The sequence below is a fragment of the Streptomyces sp. NPDC090083 genome, assembly GCF_044747445.1.
GTDB lineage: Bacteria > Actinomycetota > Actinomycetes > Streptomycetales > Streptomycetaceae > Streptomyces.
On sequence record NZ_JBIVED010000003.1, the window covers coordinates 876,688 to 897,752 of the forward strand.

Annotated in this window: 15 protein-coding genes and 2 pseudogenes; 12 read left to right on the forward strand and 5 right to left on the reverse strand. The window is 72.6% G+C overall.

From position 1 onward, the window contains the following. Positions 1-8: 8 nt before the first annotated feature. The 5 genes and pseudogenes from ACIPTO_RS14955 (at position 9) to ACIPTO_RS14975 (ending at position 5,685) form a co-directional block, all read left to right on the forward strand. Entirely contained in the window at positions 9-1,769 is a 1,761-nt protein-coding gene (locus ACIPTO_RS14955; protein ID WP_401191863.1) for a hypothetical protein, read from the forward strand. Positions 1,770-1,823: 54 nt separating this feature from the next. Next, positions 1,824-2,572, forward strand: a pseudogene (locus ACIPTO_RS14960) (phage resistance protein); the annotation flags it as partial. 1 nt (position 2,573) lies between these two features. Then, positions 2,574-2,780 (forward strand): annotated as a pseudogene (locus ACIPTO_RS14965) (BREX system ATP-binding domain-containing protein); the annotation flags it as partial. A 65-nt stretch (positions 2,781-2,845) separates the two neighbouring features. Next, complete coding sequence (locus ACIPTO_RS14970) at positions 2,846-4,744, forward strand: helicase-related protein (protein ID WP_401191866.1); 1,899 nt, start codon at positions 2,846-2,848, stop codon at positions 4,742-4,744. A gap of 401 nt (positions 4,745-5,145) precedes the next feature. Continuing rightward, positions 5,146-5,685: a hypothetical protein gene (locus ACIPTO_RS14975; protein WP_401191869.1), complete on the forward strand. Its 540-nt coding sequence runs from the start codon at positions 5,146-5,148 to the stop codon at positions 5,683-5,685. Between the two features lie 116 nt (positions 5,686-5,801). Here the strand turns inward: ACIPTO_RS14975 and ACIPTO_RS14980 are convergent, their stop codons facing one another. From ACIPTO_RS14980 to ACIPTO_RS14995, 4 genes are all read right to left on the reverse strand, one after another. Further along, positions 5,802-6,938: a C40 family peptidase gene (locus ACIPTO_RS14980; protein ID WP_401191871.1), complete on the reverse strand. Its 1,137-nt coding sequence runs from the start codon at positions 6,936-6,938 to the stop codon at positions 5,802-5,804. A gap of 138 nt (positions 6,939-7,076) precedes the next feature. Continuing rightward, positions 7,077-7,613 carry an RNA polymerase sigma factor gene (locus ACIPTO_RS14985; protein ID WP_401191874.1) on the reverse strand — a complete coding sequence of 179 codons (537 nt, stop codon included), beginning with the start codon at positions 7,611-7,613 and terminating at the stop codon, positions 7,077-7,079. A gap of 101 nt (positions 7,614-7,714) precedes the next feature. Next, positions 7,715-8,380, reverse strand: coding sequence for a M15 family metallopeptidase (locus ACIPTO_RS14990; RefSeq protein ID WP_401191877.1), 666 nt, complete (start codon positions 8,378-8,380; stop codon positions 7,715-7,717). 148 nt (positions 8,381-8,528) lie between these two features. Next, positions 8,529-11,669, reverse strand: a complete 3,141-nt coding sequence (locus tag ACIPTO_RS14995) for an AfsR/SARP family transcriptional regulator (protein WP_401191879.1) — start codon at positions 11,667-11,669, stop codon at positions 8,529-8,531. 402 nt (positions 11,670-12,071) lie between these two features. Between ACIPTO_RS14995 and ACIPTO_RS15000 the strand changes: the two genes are divergently transcribed. From ACIPTO_RS15000 to ACIPTO_RS15030, 7 genes are all read left to right on the forward strand, one after another. Next, positions 12,072-12,959: a hypothetical protein gene (locus ACIPTO_RS15000; RefSeq protein WP_401191882.1), complete on the forward strand. Its 888-nt coding sequence runs from the start codon at positions 12,072-12,074 to the stop codon at positions 12,957-12,959. A 90-nt stretch (positions 12,960-13,049) separates the two neighbouring features. Continuing rightward, positions 13,050-13,505: a hypothetical protein gene (locus ACIPTO_RS15005; protein WP_366314187.1), complete on the forward strand. Its 456-nt coding sequence runs from the start codon at positions 13,050-13,052 to the stop codon at positions 13,503-13,505. 488 nt (positions 13,506-13,993) lie between these two features. Next, entirely contained in the window at positions 13,994-15,766 is a 1,773-nt protein-coding gene (locus ACIPTO_RS15010) for a helix-turn-helix domain-containing protein (RefSeq protein ID WP_401191885.1), read from the forward strand. A gap of 544 nt (positions 15,767-16,310) precedes the next feature. Further along, a complete protein-coding gene (locus ACIPTO_RS15015; RefSeq protein ID WP_401191888.1) occupies positions 16,311-18,956 on the forward strand; it encodes a nitrate- and nitrite sensing domain-containing protein in 2,646 nt (881 codons plus the stop codon). Further along, the gene (locus tag ACIPTO_RS15020) at positions 18,953-19,390 is read left to right on the forward strand and encodes a roadblock/LC7 domain-containing protein (protein ID WP_366314191.1); all 438 of its coding nucleotides are present in this window, start codon (positions 18,953-18,955) and stop codon (positions 19,388-19,390) included. The genes ACIPTO_RS15015 and ACIPTO_RS15020 overlap by 4 nt, the downstream gene beginning before the upstream one ends. After that, the gene (locus ACIPTO_RS15025) at positions 19,387-19,761 is read left to right on the forward strand and encodes a DUF742 domain-containing protein (RefSeq protein WP_366314193.1); all 375 of its coding nucleotides are present in this window, start codon (positions 19,387-19,389) and stop codon (positions 19,759-19,761) included. Before ACIPTO_RS15020 ends, ACIPTO_RS15025 begins: the two co-directional genes overlap by 4 nt. Beyond that, the gene (locus ACIPTO_RS15030) at positions 19,742-20,374 is read left to right on the forward strand and encodes a GTP-binding protein (RefSeq protein WP_401191891.1); all 633 of its coding nucleotides are present in this window, start codon (positions 19,742-19,744) and stop codon (positions 20,372-20,374) included. The genes ACIPTO_RS15025 and ACIPTO_RS15030 overlap by 20 nt, the downstream gene beginning before the upstream one ends. 8 nt (positions 20,375-20,382) lie before the next feature. Here ACIPTO_RS15030 and ACIPTO_RS15035 read toward each other — a convergent pair whose 3' ends face one another. Further along, entirely contained in the window at positions 20,383-21,018 is a 636-nt protein-coding gene (locus tag ACIPTO_RS15035) for a DUF4232 domain-containing protein (RefSeq protein ID WP_401191892.1), read from the reverse strand. Positions 21,019-21,065 lie beyond the last annotated feature (47 nt).

Below are 21,065 nucleotides of genomic sequence, written 5' to 3' on the forward strand. Positions count from 1 at the left end.
CCGCCCCCATGGTGCCGGCCGCCTTCGCGGCCACCTGGCAGGACTTCCGGTCGGGGCTGCGCCAGGTTCACACCGCTGTGGCGTATGCCCTGTGCGATGACCGGGATGGCGAGAACGAGGCACTGCGGGCGGTGGCCCGCGCCCCAGCCTTCGAACTCTTCGGCCTCCGGGACGGCTGCACCGAGGTGGAACGGGGCCGATGGCTGGTGGACCGAGTCGCCCGGGGCGTGCAGCAGGCGCGCGACACCGCCCCAGCGGTCGTAGCGGGTGGACTGGGCGGAGCCGCGGGCCAGGCCCTGGTGCTCTGGTGCCTGCATGTCGTCGTGGGCATCCCGGTCGAAGAACTCGGTGCCGCGCAGGCCGGCGACATTGATCCCCCGCTGCAGGGACGGGACCTGACTCAGAAGATCGAGGGCCGGATGTGGCTCAGCGCCAGACCGACCAGCAGGGCCGAGTCTGGCATCGTCACCCTCTACCACGAGGTGCAGGCCGCGCTGCGGGACCGCTTCCCCACCAGGGAGGACGGCGCGTACGAAGAACTCGCCCACGCCCACTTCGGCTACGAATGGCGCCGCCTCACACAACTCGGCTGGGAACCCGAACGCGACCTGCTGACGCTGCTGAGCACTCTCGCCCCTGCTCCGCTGCCCGTCTCCTTCCTCACCGATGCGTGGGGCCCGCTCCCCGGCCCTCTGCGTGACCTGGGAAGCAGTACCCATCTGATGGCACTGAGCCTGCGACGGCTGCTCGACCGGGGCCTGCTCATGGTGACCTCCCGGGACGACAAAAAGCTGGTCGGCATTCCCGAGCTGATGCACTCGCTGCCCGTGGGAGTCCTGGAGGCGGCACAGCGTCGACGCTGGGCCAATATCGCTCTGCGCTTCCTCGGCGTGGCCCTACGGGGAGACACCCACGACCACGACTCGTGGCCCGAGTGGCGTGACGCCCGGCCCCATGTGCTGCACCTCGTCGCCCTGGCCGAGGATTACGGCGAAGGGCTCCAGGAGGCCGCCGACCTGATGGACCGCCTTTCGGTCTTCCACCGGGTCCGCACCGATGACCCGGACGCCCTGACGGCGGCCCGTCGTGCCCTGCGCCTCTACGAAGCGGCGGGGAACCCCGTGTCCGGCAAGCACGCCACGTACCTCACCAACTATGCGATGGCCGTACGCGCCGTCGAAGGCCCCGCCGCGGCCCTGGAGCCCGTCGAGCGAGCTCTCGCCATCGAAGGGAACCGGCTCGACGCCGACCACGCCCAGACACTCAACCTGCACGCCTCGATCCTGGAGAGCGCCGGTCGGTCCCAGCAGGCGGGCGAGGCCTTCCGACAGGCACTTGACATCGCCCGCCGTGTCCATGAGGACACGGCCGACGAAGAGGACGGAGAGGCGCTCGCCATGGTCCTCAACGACTACTCCGTACACCTGTTGCGCCATGCCCTTGAACAGGGCACCTCGGCACATGCCGTAGCCGGTGACGTGCTGCGGATGCTGGACGAGGCTGAGAACGTCTCCCAGCCTGGTGGCTACGGCACGGAGCAGATCATGTTGAACCGCGCTGACGCTCTGCGTCGACTCGACCGACGTGAGGAGGCCCGCGAGGTTCTCGAACAACTCGTCCGCCTATGCGAGGAGTGGGACGAGCCCACGATGCTGCTGTTCGCCGCTCTCGTGGCCCTTGCCGAAGTCCTCTCCGACCTCGATGACTCCCGTCACGAGGAAGTCCTGCGCCGAGCACATGAGGTCGACGACCTCCTTGCCGCTTCGTAGCCCACCTCAGGGGCTGCTTCCCGGCACCGCCCACCACCGGCGGCCCGTTGCGGCATTCACCGGCCATCCGTACGGGTGGATCTCCACATCTCCACCTCGGACTTCGTGCTGTCCCTCGCCGAGGCGACGACACCCGAGGGCGCTCAGTACGGGCTCAGGGACTACGTCGTCACCGAGCGGCTGCCGGAGAACTTCGATGGGTCGCTGGCACTCATCAAGTCCTCGCTCGACGGGCACCGCTCCAAGGCGGCCTACCTGCACGGCTCGTTCGGTTCCGGTGAGCCGCACTTCATGGCCGTGCTGTACGCGCTGCTCAGCGGAGACCCGGCCGCCCGTGCCCGTACCGAGTTCGACCCGGTGCTGACCAAGCACGAGTGGCTGACCACGGACGGCATGAAGTTCCGCCTCGTGCCGTACCACATGCTCGGCGCGAAGGCCGTCGAACAGTGGGTCCTCGGCGGGTACGTCACCCACGTCAAGAAGCTGCACCCGGACGCGTCTACCCCGCAGGCGTACCGGACGGATTCCCTGTTCGCCGACATCCGGGCCAACCGTGCCACCTGCGGTGACGAGGCGGTGATCCGTGGCCTGGGCGGAGGCGACGCGGGCGACGGGGAGACGGACGAGTGGGGTAAGGGCTTCGCGTGGACCCCGCAGCTCCTCGACACCGCCCTCGCCGCCGAGGAGAACCACGAGGGGGCACCCCGCTCAACCTCCGCAATCCCTCCACCCCGGCCGAACTGCGCGCCAAGCTCGTCAACGACGCCGGCACCAACCTCTTCCCCGGTTTCGCCAAGAACGCTGGTGGAGAAGCTGCTCGTCGCACGCCTTGCCGAGGTTTCCCGGCACGCCCCGTCGTTCGCCACCCCGTCGTTCGCCACCCCGTCGCGCGGCTACCGCGCCGCCCTCTCCGAGGGTGACGAGGCGACTGCCGCGGCCGTCCTGGCGTGGCTCGACGGCCAGCCGCACGTGGCTGCTTCCGCTCGTCGATCTGCCGGGGTACGCGGCGAGCGAAACTTGGCGGCTACTGTCTCCGGAGACGCCGCGTCGGCCGATGACATCGACCTGGAGCTGTGATGGCGGACGCGGGACTCTCGGCCGGCAGAGACTCGGGTGACGAGGATGCCGACGTACTGGACCGACTCGACCCTGTCGTCCTGCATCACATCGTCAACACCCGCGGCTGGCCTGATCTGCGGCCCCTGCAGCGGGCGGCGATCCCTCCGCTCATGGAGGGACAGGACGCCCTACTGCTGGCTCCGACGACAGGGGGCAAGACCGAGGCGGCCCGCTTCCGCCTGCTGTCGGCAATGACCGAGCATAAGTGGACCGGCACATTCGTGCTGTACTTGTGCCCTCTCAAGGCACTCCTCGACAACCTGGTCGGCTGCGTCGACGCGTATGCCCAGAGGCTGGGACAACGGACCGTACTCTGGCACGGCGACACCAAGGAATCGCAACGGCAGCGCATCCGGGCCGAGGCACCTGACATCCTGCTGACCACGCGCGAGTCACTCGAAGGTACCGGCAGCCGCACCGGTCAGGTGGTCGCCCCCGGAGTGCATCTGCTGGCCACCGACGGCAGCGGACACAGCGTCAAAGTGAGCCCCGAGCCGTCCGGCAGGCCTGCGGGCGAAGTGGAACTTGACTACGTCGGCTCGCTCGACAACGCGGCCAAACTCATCGCAGCGCTGCACAGGGGAGAGAAGCGGCTCGTTTTCTGCGAATCGTGCCGCCAGGCCGAGGAGTTGGGCGCGGCGCTCCGCGCCCGCGAAGTGACTGTCTTCCTGTCCCACGCCTCGCTCTCCGTCGATGAACGTGCCCGTTCCGAGCAGGCGTTCGCTGAGGCACGCGACTGCGTCATCGTCTCCACATCAACCCTTGAGCTCGGCATTGACGTCGGTGACCTGGACCGCGTCATCCAGATCGACTCGCCAACCTTCGTTGCCTCGTTTCTGCAGCGCATCGGTCGCATCTGTCGGCGGGCAGGCACCGTGCGGAACTGTCTGTTCCTCACCACCCGCGAAGACACCCTGCTGCAGGCGGCGGGGCTGTTGCTGCTGTGGTCGCACAGCTGGGTGGAACCGGTCGTCCCCCCTCCGGAGGCACGCCACCTGTTGGCTCAGCAACTGCTCGCCGTCACCCTGCAACAGCACAAGCGCGGCGATCAGCTGTGGAACCGGCAGTGGAACGGTCTCGCCCCCTTCGGCAAGTCGGCTGCCCCCATCCTGCGCTTCCTCACAGAAGAGGGCTACCTCGACAGCGACGGCGGGATGCTGTTCATCGGTCCCGAGGCGGAACGCCGCTTCGGGAAACGGCACTTCATCGAACTCACTGCCTCCTTCACTGCTCCTCCGCAGTTCACCGTCCTGTCCGGACGCACGGAGATCGGTCGCACCGACCCGAGCGTGCTCACCGAGGAACGCCCCGGCCCGAGGCGGTTGTTGCTCGGTGGACGCAGGATGAATGGCGGCGTCGCCGGACTTTCGTACGCGCTGACGCGTGCCATGCGAGAGGTACTGCTCGGCACGAACCCGCCCGTCTCCCTCGCCCGGCGGGCGGAGGCATGCCTGGCCGAACAGCGCGAGACCGACGTACCCGACACCGTGCTCCCCGGCGGCACACTGACTACCCATGTGGGCTCGGACGTCCGCTGGTGGACCTGGGCCGGTTACCGCGCCAACGCCACCTTGGCAGCCACCCTCCAGTCGGTCACCGACCCTTTGCAACGGCCCACCGACAGCTGGCTGCGTCTGCGGGAGAACCTCACGCCGGCCGACTGGCGTGCGGCCCGTGACAACGTCGGCGGAAACCTCGTCCTGCCTGACGTGGACCGCCGAGTCGTGCACGGTCTGAAGTTTTCCACCGCCCTCCCGGAACGCCTGGCGGTGGCCACGGTGGCGGCCCGCTTGGCCGATTTCGAGGGCGCCGGCTTGGTGCTTGACGAGCCGACGCGCTTTCAGTACGACGGCTGAATCGGGAGGAAGCCAAGATCGCTTCAATCGGACCGTTGGGATTACGCCCGTCCTGAACGCTCCGTCGTCACTGCAAGACGGAGGCATCCCGGCAGCCGGAGAAAGAGTGTCAAACGATGGTTACATCGAACGGGCGGGATGTCTTCCTATGGCCATCAAGGTGTCCACACAGGACCCCTCCTTGCATGATTGCCCAGGTCACAGTGGCGCTGTGAGACTCCCCGGCGTACGGCCCGGCTAGTCTGCCGCCCCCTGTTCGGCGCCACCGCGACCACCCGACCCGGCACACCCGGGCCGCATTCCCGAAGCCGCCGTAAGGACACCGGCAGCACGCGCACAACCTTCCGTAAAGCCGTCGGTCTGACAGGACACACACCTACGCGAGCTACCGGGGGGTAGTCATGCGACGGACAGGTACTGCGCTGGTCGTGATCATGGTGGCGGGCGGTGGGCTGGTGGCCGGGACGGTTCCGGCGGTGGCCCGGACGGCGGCCGTGGACTGTGCGGTGACGTGGGGGAGCCTGGACAAGACCGGTGGCGCCGTGGCCTCCAGGCGGCTGACCGACGTGCGGGCCGGACAGCACGAGTGCTTCGACCGCCTGGTCTTCGACGCCCAGGGCACGGCGGCCGACCCGATCGGCTACACGGTCCGCTACGTCGACGTACTGCGTCAGGACCCGAGCGACGTCGTGGTTCCGATCAAGGGCGGAGCCGTTCTGGAGATCTCCCTGTTCTCCTCGCGCTACGACCCGGCGACCGGACAGCCCTACCCGCCGCTTCCGGCCGTCGACGTCACCGGGTACCGGACCTTCCGGGAGTTCAAGGTCACGGGCGGCTCCGAGGGATACACCCAGGCCGGACTGGGCGTCCGTGCCCGGCTGCCGTTCCACGTCTTCCAGACGGCCAACCATCTCGTGGTGGACGTGGCTCATACCTGGTGATCCCGTACGGACCGGTTCGCCGGTTCACCGGTTCGTCGGCCGCTCTCCGTTTACGGGTGTCGGCCGCCGCACGCCCCCGCACAGGGCATCCGGCGGCCGACGATCTCGTCTTCGCGTCAGCAGGTCGGGACGTCCAGCCAGGCCGGGCCCTTGATGTAGATGTTGGTCATCCAGGAGCCGTCCGTCAGCTGGGACCAGGCGTCGTTGGTGTAGCCCTCGGCCGTGACCTCCTGGGCGTGGGCCTGGCAGACGACGTTGACCGTGGTGGGCTGGGCGAAGTAGTCGACCACGCCGGCGTTGACGTTCGGCTGGCTGTGCGTGCGCACGCCGGTGCCCCAGGTCTGGAACGGCTTGCTGCCTCCCGAGGGCGGCGGGGTGCTGCTGCCGCCGCAGTCCGGGATGCCGGGCAGCGAGGCCGGGCCCTTGATGTAGATGTTGGTCAACCAGGAACCGTCGGCCAGCTTGGACCAGATGTCGTTGGTGTAGCCCTCGGCGGTGACGGTCTCGGCGTGCTCCTGGCACTGGACGGACACCTGGGTCGGACCGGCGAAGGTGTCCACCACGGCACCCCGCACGCTCGGCGTGGAGCGGGTGCGCACCCCCGTGCCCCAGGTCTCGAAGACCGAACCGCCGTTCGCGGGCGGGGGAGTCGGCGTGCCCGAGCCGTTGACGCGGATCGCGCCCGCGTAGTCGCCGCCGGTGCGGACGGGCGCGACCCGGATGTGGGTGCCCGACTCGTACGCCTCGACCATCTGCCCGTTGCCGAGGTACATGGCGACGTGGTGGATGTGCCCGCTGCCCCAGAACATCAGGTCGCCCGGCAGCAGCGGGGCGCTGCCCTGCGAGGCGGAGAAGCGGGCCGAGGCCTGCGAGCTGTGGAACTGGTCGTCCGCCGTGCCGTTGAGCAGGTCCTTGCCGGTGGCCTGGTAGTAGGCGTAGCGGGTCAGGCCGGAGCAGTCGAAGCCCTTGCGCTCGTTGTCGTGGAGGCTGTCGGGGTCGGAGCCGTCGTAGTAGCCGTAGCTGGCCCCCGGGGTGGCCGCGTGGCCGCCGCCCCAGCTGTACCAGACGCCGATCTGCGAGCAGGCGGCGTTGACCGCGGCCTGCGCGACGGCCGAGGCGCCCGGCGCCAGGACGCCGCAGGTGGTGTCCTGGGCGGCGGCGTGGGCCGGGGCGGAGACGAACGCGGACAGGGCGAGGACCGAGGCCCCCAGGAGCGCGCCGCTGGTCCGGCGGCGCGTGCTGCTGGTGTTCAAGGAAGTCTTCCTTCGCATACTCGTGCGGATGGCTGGGAGGGGGCGTCGCCGGGCAGGCCCGGGACGGCGGTGCGGATGTGCGTGCCGCTCCCCACCCCCGTGGGGGAGCGGCACGGGCCGGTGTCCGGGAGGTACGGGCTAGTGGCCCAGCGCGTCGCGCATCTTGGCCAGGCCGCGCATCCGGTTGCGCTGGACGGTGCCGCGGTGGGCGCCGAGGCGTTCGCCCGCGGTGTCGTGGCTGAGGCCCTCCAGGTCCACGAGGATCACCGCCGCGGCCTCCTTCTCGGAGAGCACGCCCAGCAGTGCCAGCGTGGTCTGGGACGCCTCGTAGGAGGCCAGTCCGCCGTCCCAGCCCGATTCGGGCAGCCGGTCGGTGCACTGCTCACGCCGGGAGGGGTGCTGCCACGCGTCGCGCAGCAGGTTCAGGGCGACGGTGCAGGTGTAGGCGTACGGGTGCTGCTGTCGCGTCAGGTTCTGGGCGCGGGCGCGTCGGGAGAGCCGTAGGTAGGTCTCCTGGAGCAGGTCGTCGGCGTCGTGCGGGTTGCCGGTCAGGGCCAGCAGCCGGCGGCGCAGGCGTGGCATGTCGGCGGCGAAGGACGCGTCGAAGTCCTTCGGGCTCATCCGGTCGCCGTCCTCGCGCTGCGTCGGCGGGGCGGCGCAGGTTCTGGTCTCCATGCTGTTTCCCCCTGTGTCGTGAACTCGGCCCTGCGGTCTTGTCGTTATGCGTTCCGGGCGCCGGCTGGTCAGGTCGGCTGCCGGTCAGGCCTGACGGCTGGTCAGGCCGTCGGGCCGGGCGGGGCGGCGGGGCCGTAGCGGGCGGCCGGTGCCCGGCGCAGCAGCGCCCAGTACCGGTCGCCGTACGACCAGTGCCACCATTCGGTCGGGTAGTTGACGAAGCCGGTCGCGTCGAGGGCCCAGCTCATGCGGGCCCGGTTGGCGCGTGCCTCGGCGCTGATGCCGGGTGCCTGGGTGCGGCAGGCGCCGTCGCTCTCCTCGGGGGTCGCGTTGACCTCCGTGCCCAGCGGCAGTTCCCGGCCGTCCGGGTCGCACAGTGTCAGGTCGACGGCGCCGCCGCTGACGTGCGGTGCGACCTCCGGCGGGGAGATGTAGGCGCTCGCCAGTTCGCGGATCCGCTCCGGCGACGCGTCCGGATGGGCCTGCCGCATGGTCCGCGCGTACTGCTCGAAGTACCGCTGTTGCAGTCCGGGTGGCCGGTACCCCTCCACCACCAGGAACCGGATCCCGGCCGGCAGCAGCCGCTGGGCCCGCACCAGCCGCCGTAGCGCACCGGCCCTGAGGTGGGCGTAGTGGCCGTCGGCGTCGGCCTGACGGTGGTCGATCCGCAGCTCGTCGGTGTCACGCAGGTCGACCAGCGGTTCGCCGCAGTCGTCCTCCGCCACCGCGGCGACCCGGGCGTCCGAGAGCGTGATGATCTCTGTCACGTGCACCAGCTTCGCGGACCCCGCTGCAAGTCCTCTGCAAGTTGCCTGCAGGCGGCCCACCAGGACTTCTGCAGACGCGCGGACGGCCACGGCGACGCCCGGCCGCTCCCTGGGCCGCCGGTGCCGCGTACCGAGCGGGAGGTGCGGGCTACCGGGTTCCCGTGGCCGGTTCCTGTGCCTCGCGGCAGCCCAGCTCGCGGAAGACGGCGAGCGCTTCGGCCCTGGCCGCCCGCGCGGCCGACGCGTCTCCGTGCGCCTCCCGTACGGCGGCCAGGTCCCGGAGCGTGCGGGCCCGCCATAGGGGCAGCCGCAGCGTCTCCCATGCCGACAGGGAGCGCTCCAGCGGCTCCCGCGCGCCGTCCGGATCGCCCGCGGCGAGATGCCATTCGCCGAGCGTGCGCAGGACGAGCGCCTCGCCGAAGCGGTCCTGGCGCTCGCGGGCCACGGTCAGGCAGCGGCCGAGCCGCGCCCGTGCCTCGTCGAGACGGCCGAGCCTCAACTCCGTCTTGGCCAGCGACTGTTCGGTGTACATCACCCCGAAGGTGTCCCGCAGGGCCGAGAAGATCCGCAGCGCCTCGCCCAGCAGCCGCTCGGCGTCCGCGAGCGCGCCCTCGGCCCGGTCGCACAGGGCCAGCGACCGCAGGGTCAGCGCCTCGCCGTGCCGGTCGCCCTCCGCGCGGTACAGCTCCAGCGCCCGCGCGAGCGCCTCCCGGGCCGCCGCGCCGCGCCCCTGTTCCCGGTGCACGTACCCGATGCCGTACAGCACCCGGGCCCGGGCGCCCCGCTCCGCGGACTCCCCGTACCGCTCCAGCGCCGCGTCCAGCAGCTCCGACGCCTCGGCGTACCCGGCCTGTTCACGGCGGACGGTCCCCATCCCGGCGAGGGCGAGCGCCGCGCCCTCGGGCACGTCACCGCGCGTCTCGAACAGCCGCAGGGCCTTGCCGAAGTAGCTGTACGAGTCCTCGAACTCGTCCTGTTCGTAGCGGAGTTGGCCAAGTCCCGCGAGCAGCCAGGCCTCTCCCTCGTCGTCCCCGCCGCGGTGCACGGCGGCCATGGCGGCGGCGTGCGAGCGGGACCAGGCGTCGAACTGGTTGTACAGCGCGGCCGAACTCGCGATCAGCGCCCCGGCCAGATCGCGGGCGGCGCGGATCATGCCGTGGTCGGCGCAGTACTCGACGGCCGCCAGGAGACAGGCCTGTTCGGCGGCGAACCAGGACGTGGGCCGCTCCAGCAGTTCCTCCTCGGTCTCCGCGTCGAGGGGCCGTACGGCGGCCGGTTCGGGGAAGCGCCGGGCCGCTCCGCCCGGGCCGAGGGCCGCCGCCTTCTCGGCGAGACCCAGCCAGGACGCCACCAGCCGCAGCACGGCCGCCGTACGCTCCTGCGGGCTCTCCTCGGACAGACAGCGCTCGCGGGCGTGTTCGCGGGCCAGGTCATGGATGCGGTACCGGCTGCGTCCCGTCCCGTCCACGCCGATCACGTCGATGAAGTGGCAGTCCACCAGCCGCTCCACCGCCTCCTCGGCCTCTTCCGTGCCGATGTCCAGCAGCGGGGCGGCGATCCAGGCCGCGAAGTCCGGCAGGTCGAGCAGGGCGAGCCGGCGCAGCGCCCGGCGCTCCGGCGGGTCCAGGTCGGCGTAGCCGAGCTCCAGGCTGGAGCGCAACTCCAGGTCTCCGGCGCGCAGTTCGCTCAGCCGGCGGCGTTCGTCGCGCAGCCGGTCGGCGAGCCGGCCGGCCGCCCAGTGCGGGCGGGCCGCCAGCCGGGCGCCCGCGATGCGCACCGCCAGCGGCAGCCGCCCGCACAGCGAGACGATCTCCGCGGCCTGCTCCGGCTCGGCGTTCGTGCGGCCCTGTCCGGCGACGCGGCGCAGCAGTTCGAGCGCCTCCGCCTGGCCGGGCACGGCCAGGTCCAGGTGGGCGGAGCCCTCCAGCGCCACGAGCCGGCGCCGGCTGGTGACGAGGACGGCGCAGCCCGGGCCGGGCGGCAGCAGCGGCCGTACGTGTGCCTCGCCGCCCGCGTTGTCCAGGATCAGCAGGACGCGCCGGTGCCCGATGTGGGTGCGGTACAGCCCGGTCAGCTCCTCGACCGAGGTCGGCAGGGTCTCGGGGTCGGCGCCCATGGCGCGCAGCAGCCGGGCGAGGGCGTCGGCGGGCTGCAGCGGCGCGCTGTCGGCGGCCCGCAGGTCCACGAACAGGCGGCCGTCCGGGAAGAGGTCGGACACCCGGTGGCCGACGTGCACGGCGAGCGCGGTCTTGCCGGTGCCGGACCGGCCGGAGATCACCCCGATCGGCGGAGCGGTACGGCCGGCCTCGTCGACCCCGCCCACCAGCGCGGCGGCCCAGGCGATCTGCTCGGTGCGGCCCACGAAGTCGGCGATGTCCGGCGGGAGATGGGACGGCGCGGGGGTGGCGGCGGGACGGTTGGCGGCCGGCGGTCCCGGGGGCGCCGCGGGTTCCCGTCCGGTGCCGGGCGGGCGGGCGGTGCCGGGCGGCTGCGGGGGGCCGGCCGGACCGGGGCCGCCGGGCGGGCGTGACGTGCCCGCCAGCTGTGCGTCGTTGGTCAGGACGGCCTGGTGCAGTGCCTGCAGTTCCGGGCCGGGATCGATGCCCAGTTCCTCGCGCAGGACCGCGCGGCCCTCCTGGTAGGTGCGCAGGGCGTCGGAGACGCGGCCGGTGCGGACCAGCGCGGTCATCAGCTGGCCGCGCGGCCGCTCCCGCAGGGGGTGGGCGGCGACGTGCGCGAGCAGCGGGGCGATGGTCCGGTCCGCGCGGTCCAGATCGAGGTGCAGCCCGAAGGTCTCCTCCTGCGCGAGGATCCGCAGTTCGCCCAGCCGGGCCGCCTCGATCCGGGCGAAGGACTGGGCCAGTCCCTCCAGCGCGTCCGGGCCGCGCCACAGGGCCAGTGCCTCGCCGAGCAGGTCGGCGGCCTCCTCGCGGTGGCCCGCGGCGGCGGAGGCCCGGCCCGAGGCGAGCAGGTCCTCGAAGCGGCGGGCGTCGATCCGGGACGGGTCGAGGTCGGCGACGTAGCCCGGTGGCCGCGTCGTGACCACGGCGTCCTGGGTGACCTGGGCCAGTGCCCGGCGCACGGCGGAGACGTGGGTGGCGACCAGGGCGCCCGCGGTGGCCGGTGCCCGCTGGTCCCAGACGCAGTCCACGAGCCGGTCGGTGGAGAGCACCTCACCGAGGTGGACGACCAGTGCCGACAGGACCGCCAAAGGTCTGACACCGCCGAGCGGGGCCCGCCGGTCGCCGGCCCACACCTCCACCGGACCGAGCAGCCGCACTTCGAACATCGTTCCCCGATCGCCGCACCACCCGCCCGATGGAGCACGGCCAACATAGCGGCGAAGATGCCCATGACATAGCCGGGGCACAGCAAGGGCCGGACCGCCGTGACCGGATTCGATCGATGCGGCGGACCGGTGTCCCTCACCTGCGATGTCAGGGCAGGTGGGGTCGGTGGTGCCCGTCACCGCTCAGGGCGGCGGCGCTTCTCCCTCCTTGTGCCGGTTGACCTGTTCTCGACGGTCGGCGAGGCCGGTCGCGTGCAGGGAGGACGGTTCTCCGACGGCCGTCGTATGAGCGCCGGAGAAAGAAAAAACCCTGTGATCCAGGGGGCATACGGACGGGACCCGCGGGGCGTCAACCGCTCGAAAGCACCACGTCCGTCCGACCGGATCCCCGGGAGCCGCCCCATGCACCGCTGGACCCTGGCCCTGCTGACCGCCGGTCTGCTGGCGACGACGGCCACCGCATGCGCGGGCACCACGACGACGCCCGGGGCGTCCGCGAGCGGCACGCCCCGCCCCGCGGGCGGCCCGGCGGAGACGCTGCGGCTCGCGGAGCAGCTCCTCATCAGGACGTGCATGGAGAAGGAGGGACACAAGTACTGGATCGAGCCGCCCGTCCCGCAGGACGTCTCGGCCCGGTTCCCCTACGTCGTGGACGACCCGGCCTGGGCCGGGGCCCACGGCTACGGCACCGATCTGCGGCGCGAGCGCGAGGCCCAGGTCCACAGCGACCCCAACCAGCGGTACTTCCACTCCGTGCCGGCCGGCACCAGGGCCGTCCTGGTGAGCGATCTCAACGGGGCGCGCCCGCAGGGACTTTCGGCCCGGCTCCCGAACGGCATACGGGTCTCGCACAGCGACCAGGGCTGCCAGGCCACCGCCGAACGGCAGCTGTACGGCGACCTCCAGGCCTGGTTCAGGGCCACCCGGGTCACCGACAGCCTGGCCGGCATGCGCGTCGGCCTCGTCACGGCCGACAAGCGCTACAAGGCGGCCGTCACGGTGTGGGCACGCTGCATGCGCGAGCGGACGTACCGCTACGCGGACCCCGCCCGGGCCCGTGCCGCGGCCACCCTGCCGAAGACCCCGTGGCCGCACGACAAGGAGGTACGGCTGGCCTCGGCCGAGGCGGCCTGCGCCGTCTCCAGCGGCCTGTCCTCCGTGGCCGGGTCCCTGGACTCCGAGTACCGCGACCGGCTCCGGCGCGAGCACCCCCGGGAGACGGCCGACCTCGCCCGCCTCAAGCGGGAGGCGCTGCCCCGCGCCCGCGCGATCGTCGCCCGCGGCGACTGAGCGCGGCCCGCCCGCCTCCCCGCCCACCCAGACCACCACGGCCGTCGGGCCGTGGGCGCACCACCCCACCGCAACGAAACGAGGGAAACCATGTCCGTCAAGCGTCTCCTCACCGTCGCCGCCTCGGCCGCCGCCGTCGCCGCGCTCTTCTCCCCGGTCTCCAGCGCCAGCGCGCTGGACGCGGGCACCCAGAAGACCGCGAGCGCCCAACTCGCCAACGACGGCTACCTCCACGTCTACACCCAGCCCTACGGCGGCGGCCGCGAGTGCAAGTGGTCCGGCAACTCCGACAACTGGGGCAGCTGCCGCAACCTGACCTCCGACATCTGGAACAACGGCTACGCGGGCGGCCTGGACGCCGTCGACCTGTACACCGCCCCCAACGCCGGCGGCGCGCACGCCTGCATCAGCCAGGGCGACAGCTGGCCCGACACCACGACCGGCGAATACCGCTTCACCTACGGCGCGGGCCTGGAGCAGTTCGGCAAGAGCGTCAACAACAACATCTCCTCGCACCGCTGGGTGGACTACTGCAGCCAGGGCTGAGGACCCGGCGGTCTCGCCCCGGTACGCCCGCGCCCGGGCGTACCGGGCCGACCCGCGTCCGGGTGCCTCCCCGCCGAGTGCGTCCGCCGCGCGGAGCCCGTGCGCGACCGGTCCGTCCGTACGACGGTCCTCGCGCCGGCCCGGAGCCGCGCCGCGGCCCGGTCGCGATCCGGGGTCCGGAGCGCCCCCCGCGCGCCCCGGACCGTGGACCCCCCATTCCCCGCGTTCGGTCAGCTCTTCGGTGGCCCGTGCGACACGGGGGCGACGCCGGATGTGCTGCGGTCGAATGCCCCCGGCATATCGACCGCAGCACGCGCCTCGGGATCGTCCGAAGGCATGACGAGTGCGCCCGTTCCCCCATGGGACGCGCCCCCGTGCCCGTAGGCTCCGGCACAGACAGCTTCCCCGGTCGTCGGGCCGGTCCGGAGGGGTCAGGTGTTGCCAGCGGGTATTTGGCAACACCGATCGGGCGGTGCGTTGTTGGGGGGATGGTCATCGAGCACGACGGGTTCGGCGCCGAGTTACGGCGGCGCCGCATCGCGGCCGGCATGTCGCTGAGCGAGCTGGCCGGCAAGGTCTACTGCAGCCGCAGCTTCCTGAGCCGCGTGGAGAACGGGCGGCGCAGGGCGTCCCTGGAACTGGCCCAGCTCTGCGACGCGGTGCTGGACGCCAAGGGCGCACTGGCCGGACTGGCACCGCTGCCGGGCACCGACGCCGTACCGAAGGCGGTCCGGGGCGGGGCGGGGGAGCGGGCCGCCGGGGCGGTCACGTCGCCGGAGCGGGACGGGCGTTCGGCCGCCGGACCGGACCGGGCCGAGTTCCGCAGGCTGCTGCGGCGCGGCGACCTCAGCCACGCCGCGGGCGAGATGCGCGAGGCCGAACGGCACTACACGGCCGCCTACCGCGGCGCCGAGGGCGATCCGCGGGCGCAGGCCGAGGCCGTGATCAGGATGGCGCGCCGCTGGTCGGACCCCGGGCAGGTCGACCGCGAGCTGCTCCAGTCCATCCGGGGCTGCCTGGCCGCGCTGGACGGCGACGGCGGCGCGGAGGCGGCGGGGCTGCGGCTGCGGCTCGAAGCCCATCTGGCGAAGAAGATGGCGCTGGCCGTCAGCCAGGACACCGCCGCGGGACTCGCGGGACCCGCCGAGGGCGCGCGGCTCGCCGAGGACACCCTGCGCCGATTACCCGACGACGGCGACGACGAGGTCCGCTGCGAGGTCCTCACCGAATGCCGGTGGGCACGCTACGACTTCCTGCCGGCCCCCGAGTCGCTGACGCTCTCCGAGCGGCTGCGCGAGGCCGCGGCCCGGCAGGACTCCCCGTACTTCCGGGGCGAGGCACTGATGGCGGTGGCCGTCGACCAGCTGCGCAACGGCCGGATCTTCAGCGCCCTCGCCACCGCGAACCAGTACCGCAAGCACGCCGCCGACACCCACAGCGCCCTCGCCCGCTGGCAGCGGCACACCCTCGACGCCCTCCTCGACCTCTGGCACGGCCGGTTCGACGCGGCGGCCGAGTGGATCTTCGTGGAGTCGCTGAAGTTCATCGAACTCCTCCGTGCCGACTACGCCGTTCCCGCCGACAACCTCACCCAGACCCGCCTCGGCCAGGCCTACTGGCTGCTGAGACAGCAGGGCCGGCTGGCCGAACTGTTCACCTCCGACCTGGCCGGTGACGTCGAACGGCACGCCTACTTCCCGGTCTGGCGGGCCGGACTGGCCCTCGCCCTGTGCGAGACCGGGCAGTACGCCGAGGGCGCGGACCTGTTCCTCGGCTGCGTCGCCGACGTCGACCGCTTCCCGCCGTCCGGCTGGGCCGTCCCCGCGCTCGTCCTGCTGGCGGAGGTCTGCGCGGCGCTGGACCTGGAGGGCGGATTCGACGCCGAGCTGGCGCCGGTGCTGCCCACGCTCCGGGCCCGCCTCGCACCGCACGACGGCGAGCAGATCGCCCTGGGCGGCTGGCCCACCGTCCTCGTCGGCCCGACCGCCCGCGCCTGCGGTGTCCTCGCGCTGGCCGCGGGCGAACCGGAGACCGCCCTCGACCACTTCCGCCGCGCGGCCGTCCCGGCCCGCTCCTCCCAGCCCGAACTGGCCCGCCTCCGCCTGGCCCAGGCCCGCGCGACGCGCCGGATGGGCGGCCCGGGCAGCGAACCGAACGCGGTACGGCTGCTGCGGGAGGCGTCCCGGGGCGCGGAGACGTACGGGATGACGTGGCTCCGGGGGCAGTGCGAGGGGTTGTTGGAGGAGCCGGGGCGGGCGTGAGTCCGCGGCGCCCTCGTCACCGCCGGAGATCGGTGGAGCCGACGTGTGCGGACCGTGTTCATGCTGTGAACTAGGTCACACGGCCGTCGGTGTCCACCGCCTCGCGGCGCCGCGCTCCCACCGCCCCGGGAGCCCCCCGCGCCACCCCCTGCCCCGCACCTCACCTTCTGTAGTCAGCCAAAACGTCTTCGTGGCCGCGGAGTTGGAGGTGACGGATTCCGAATCGTCTACGCGCATAGTGTGCCGAGTGGTCCAAACCCGTGTCTCCGGTGGGTTTGTGGGGTCTCTTGACCCGGGTGGGATGGCTGAGTTTCATACCTAACCAACTGCGCGGGGGGCATGGGCGCCCATCGTGAAATCCGCAGGGTGTCCTTGGTGTTCCTGGCGTGTCGCGCCGTCAACTCCCCAATGTGTGCAGGCGTGTTGACGTGTCTGCCGACTCGTTCGGCACGTCGTGCGCCACCCCGGAAAGGAAAGCGCCGGTGTCGCAGTTCCTCACCGCAACCCCGCCTCTCTGCCGTGCCGCCGCAAGCCGGTGGACGAGGTGAGCCGGCACCGGGGTACGGCCGCACCGGCCGACGCGGGAGCGAAGAACGGGCGGGGACGCAGTATCCGGACCTCGCTCATCACGCTCGCGGTGGTGCCGGCGATGGCGCTGGTGCTGCTCTGGGTCAGTGGTTCCTACGCGCTCTTCGACCAGTGGCACAAGGCCGGCCAGGAGGGACAGCCGGCGAAGACCACCTACGCCCTGGTGCCCGCGGTCGGCGAGTTCCAGAAGGAACGGCTGCTGACGGTCGGGGTACTGGCCTCGTCGCACCGCGGTTCCGCGGCGCTGACGGCACAGCGGCGCCGGACGGATGCCGTCATCGCCGGGTTCCGCACGGTGGACGCCGCGTCCGGGAAGGTCGGATCGGCCCAGTACCGGGCCCAGTTGGCCACCGTACGGAAACGGCTCGCCGGGCTGACCGCCGAACGCACCGCCGTCGACGGCGGCACGACCGACCGGCAGCAGGCCTACGCCGTCTACTCCGACGCCGTGTCCTCGGTGCTGAACCTCTTCGGGATGCTCAGCACCGACAGCGGTGACGCCCCCACCGCGGCGGACGCCGGTCACGCACTGGCGTTCCTGCGCGGCACGGAGGCGCTCTCGCAGGAGGAGGCGATCCTCAACGGGGTCGCCGGATCAGGGAAGTTGAGCGTCCAGGAGCGGTCGGCGCTGGGCGCGGCCCAGGCCGTGCGGGTCTCCGTGCTGTCCAACGAGGTCGAGCCGTATCTGCCGGCGAAGCTCGGTGCCGAGCTGGGCAGCGCCATGGGCGGGCAGGACTGGGCCGCCATGACCGCCTTCGAGAAGACCGTCGCCGGGGCGTCCGCCGGACACGACGGCACGATCTCCGTCCCCTCCGTCCCGGCCGCCCGCGCCGCCGCCCCCGGGCGGGTGTCCGGCGCGGTGCAGGCCGTGGAGGGGCAGTTCCTGGGCAAGGTCACCCAGGACTCCGCCGACCGCACCCACCAGGTGCTCGTCAAGGCACTGCTCGGCAGCGCGCTCGCGCTGGTGGCCGTCCTCGCCGTGGGCCTGCTGTCCTGGCGCATCGCCCGCTCCCTCATCGGCCGCATGTCCGGGCTGCGTACGGAGACGCTCGAACTCGCCGAGGAACGGCTCCCGGAGCTGATCGCCCGGCTGCGCACCGACGGGAAACGGGCCGACGCCGGCGACCTGCCCGAACTCGACTACGGCAGCGACGAGTTGGGCAAGGTCGCCGATGCCTTCAACACCGCCCAGCGGACCGCGGTCGGCGTCGCGCTGGAGCAGGCCGCGCTGCGGGAGGGGGCGCGGCTGGTGTTCCACAACATGTCGCGCCGTATCCAGCTCCTCGTGCACCGGCAGCTCACGGTGATCGACTCCATGGAACGCAAGGAGCAGGACCCCCAGCTCCTCGCCGACCTCTACCGGGTCGACCACCTCGCCACCCGGATGCGGCGCAACGCGGAGAGCCTGACCGTGCTGTCCGGCGCGGCGCCCCGGCGGCGCTGGAAGCAGGCGGTGCCGCTCGCGGATCTGCTGCGCAGCGCGGTGTCCGAGATCGAGGGCTACACCCGGGTCGTGGTCGAACCCCTGCCGCCCGTCGCGGTGCTGGGCCCCGCCGTCGGCGACACGATCCACCTCATGGCCGAACTGATCGAGAACGGCGTGACGTTCTCGCCCCCGCACACCGAAGTGCGGGTACGGGCCCTGCCGGTGGCGCAGGGGTACGCCGTCGAGGTCGAGGACCGGGGGCTCGGACTCTCGGCCGAGGAGTACGCGGCGGCCAACGAACTCCTGCACCACCCCAAGGACTTCAGCTTCACCACCCTCGGCGAGGACCCGCGCCTCGGCCTCTTCACCGTCGGCCACCTCGCCCAGCGCCACGGCATCACCGCGAGCCTCCAGGCCTCGTCGTACGGCGGTTCGCTGGCCGTCGTCGTCCTCCCGCACACCCTGACCGAGCCGGCGGCGGACCTGGCACCGCCGCCCCTGGACGTACGGGGGGAACGCCACCTGGCGTCGGTCGCGGAGGCGGCGACGGGCGGGACGGCGGCGGGGACGGCGGCCGGTCCGGTCGCGGGCTCTCCCACCGGTCCGGTCGCCGGAATCGGACGCGGCAGGGTGACGGCCGCGGGCATGCCGATGCGCACCCGCACCCGCACGGCGTCGTCCACCCGGGCGAACACACCCGCGCAGGGCGACACGCCCACCCGGCCCGCCACGTCCAACCAGGCCGGCGCACCGGCCCGGCCCACCACGTCCGCCCATCCGGCACCCGCCGCCCCCGGTTCCGGCCGGCTGCCCCGGCGCGTTCGGCAGGCCCATCTCGCGCCGCAGCTGCGGGACCGGGCGGAGGACGCGGACGGGGAGTACGGGGCGGGGCGGGAGGCCGACCGGCGGCCGGAGCAGGCCCGGTCGATGCTGGCCGCGCTGCGGGACGGCACCCGGCGGGCCCGCGCGCAGGAGGACGTGCCGCTGCCCGCCTGGCCGTCGGCGGCACGGGGAGACGCCCGTCGGCGGGACGTCCCCTGGTCCACGGCACCGCAGGAGAAGGCCCCCTGGTCCGGGTCGCCCCGAGACGAAGCCCCCGTAGCCGACCGGAACACGGACCCGTCCGACCGGCGTCAGTTGCCCACCCGTCCCCGTCCGACAAGGAACACCCCATGACCGCGCCCAACACCACGCACGGCGGACTGGCCTGGCTGCTGGACAACCTGATCGAGCGGATCCCGGAGACCCTGCACGCCATCGTGCTGTCCGAGGACGGTCTCCTCGTCGGCGCCTCCGAACGGCTCGCCCGGGACGACGCCGAGCAACTCGCCGCGATCTCCTCGGGAGTCCACTCGCTCGCGCTGGGCACCAGCCGGCACTTCGGCGGCGGGCGGGTGCAGCAGACCGTCATCGAGATGGACGACCTCTTCCTCTTCGTCACCACCGCGGGCGGCGGCGCCCGGCTCGCCGTGCTCGCGACCTCGCAGGTGGACGTCGGCACCGTCGGCTACGAGATGACCATGGTCGTACGGCAGGTGGGACAGTTCCTCAGCGCGCCCCCGCGGTTCCCGGAGTACAGCGGAGCGCCCTTCGCGGGTGAGCATGAATGAGACATTGGTCGGAGGAAGACCCGTGGGAGGACGAAGACCCCGCGCTGCTCGTCCGCCCCTACACGGTGACCGGCGGCCGGACCCCGTCCGCGCGCCCCGGCGTCGAACTGATCACCCTGATCAGCACCGTCCGGCCGCCCACCCGCGACCAGCGTCTCCAGCCCGAGCAGAACCGGCTGCTGGCGCTCTGCCGTACCCCGACCGCGCTGGTGGAGGTCGCCGCCCGCCTCGATCTGCCCGTCGCGGTCATCCGGGTCCTCCTCGATGACCTGCTGGACAACGACCTCGTCTCCGTCTCCCCGCCCACCGCGGCCGGTATCCCCGACGCCCGTTTCCTCCAGGCAGTGATCGATGGCATTCGCAGAATCTGACCGCCGCACGGCCCGCCCCCGGGTCACCGCCGTCGCGCCCGACGCCGCCACCGCCAAGATCCTGGTCGCGGGCGGCTTCGGCGTCGGCAAGACCACCCTCGTCGGCGCGATCAGCGAGACCGCGCCGCTGCGGACCGAGGAACTCATCACCGAGGCCAGCGTCGGCGTCGACAGCCTCGCCGGGGTGGAACGCAAGACCACCACGACGGTCGCCATGGACTTCGGCCGGATCACGCTCAGTCAGGCCCTCGTGGTCTATCTCTTCGGGGCGCCGGGGCAGGACCGGTTCTGGTTCATGTGGGACGACCTGTCGCGCGGCGCGCTCGGCGCGGTCGTCCTCGCGGACACCCGGCGGCTGGAGAGCTGCTTCCCGTCCGTCGACTTCTTCGAGCACCGGGGCATCCCCTTCGCCGTCGGCGTCAACTGCTTCGACGGCCGGTGCGACGAGGACCCCGAGGAGATCCGCGCCGCCCTCGACCTCGCCCCCGACATCCCGCTCGTGCTGTGCGACGCCCGCGACAAGGAGTCGGTGAAGACGGTGCTGCTGGCCCTGCTCGAACACGTCATGCGGGGGCTGGCGGTGGAGGCGTCGGGCGACCGCTGGCCGGGCTAGCCGTACGGTCAGGAGGGCTTCGCCGCCGATACGGCCGTCGCGGTCAGCGTGCCGTCGCACTCCGCGAACTGTCCGTCGTCCAGGACGACTTGGTGGGCCCCGGAGTGCGGCAGGCCGATCACCATCGTCGGGTAGAGGACGGGCGCCGACCCCGACTCGCAGAAGCCGTCGCCCTCGCCCTGCACCTGCACGAAGGTCAGCTTCAGCCAGGCCTGCGCGCCGGGGGCGAGCCGCACGGGGGCGGCGGGGCCGACGGGGGTGACGGTCAGCGGGACGTTGAGTTCCGGGGAGCCGTTCGCGGCGCCGGCGACCGTGGGATGCCCCTGGAGGACGCAGGAGGTGGCGCCCGCGTTGGTGAACCGCACGATCGCCGCCCCGGTCCCGGTACCGGCCGGGCGGTCGGCGGCCTGGTAGGCACTCGCCTTCAGGGAGCCCGCCGTACAGGCCTTCGCCGCCGTGCCGGTGGACCCGGCCGACCCCGATGACCCGGACGAGCCGGGGGAGGAAGCGGTCGCGGTCGGCGTGCTCGACGAACCGTCGGCCCCGTCCGCCGGGGTGTCGCCCGGCTGACACCCGGTCACCACCGCCGCCACCGACACCGCGGCCACGGCCCACACGCTCCTGCGGATGCTGCTCTTCTGCATGACGTCCCCCGAACCGGCTGTGCACGGGCCGGACTTCGCCGGCGCTC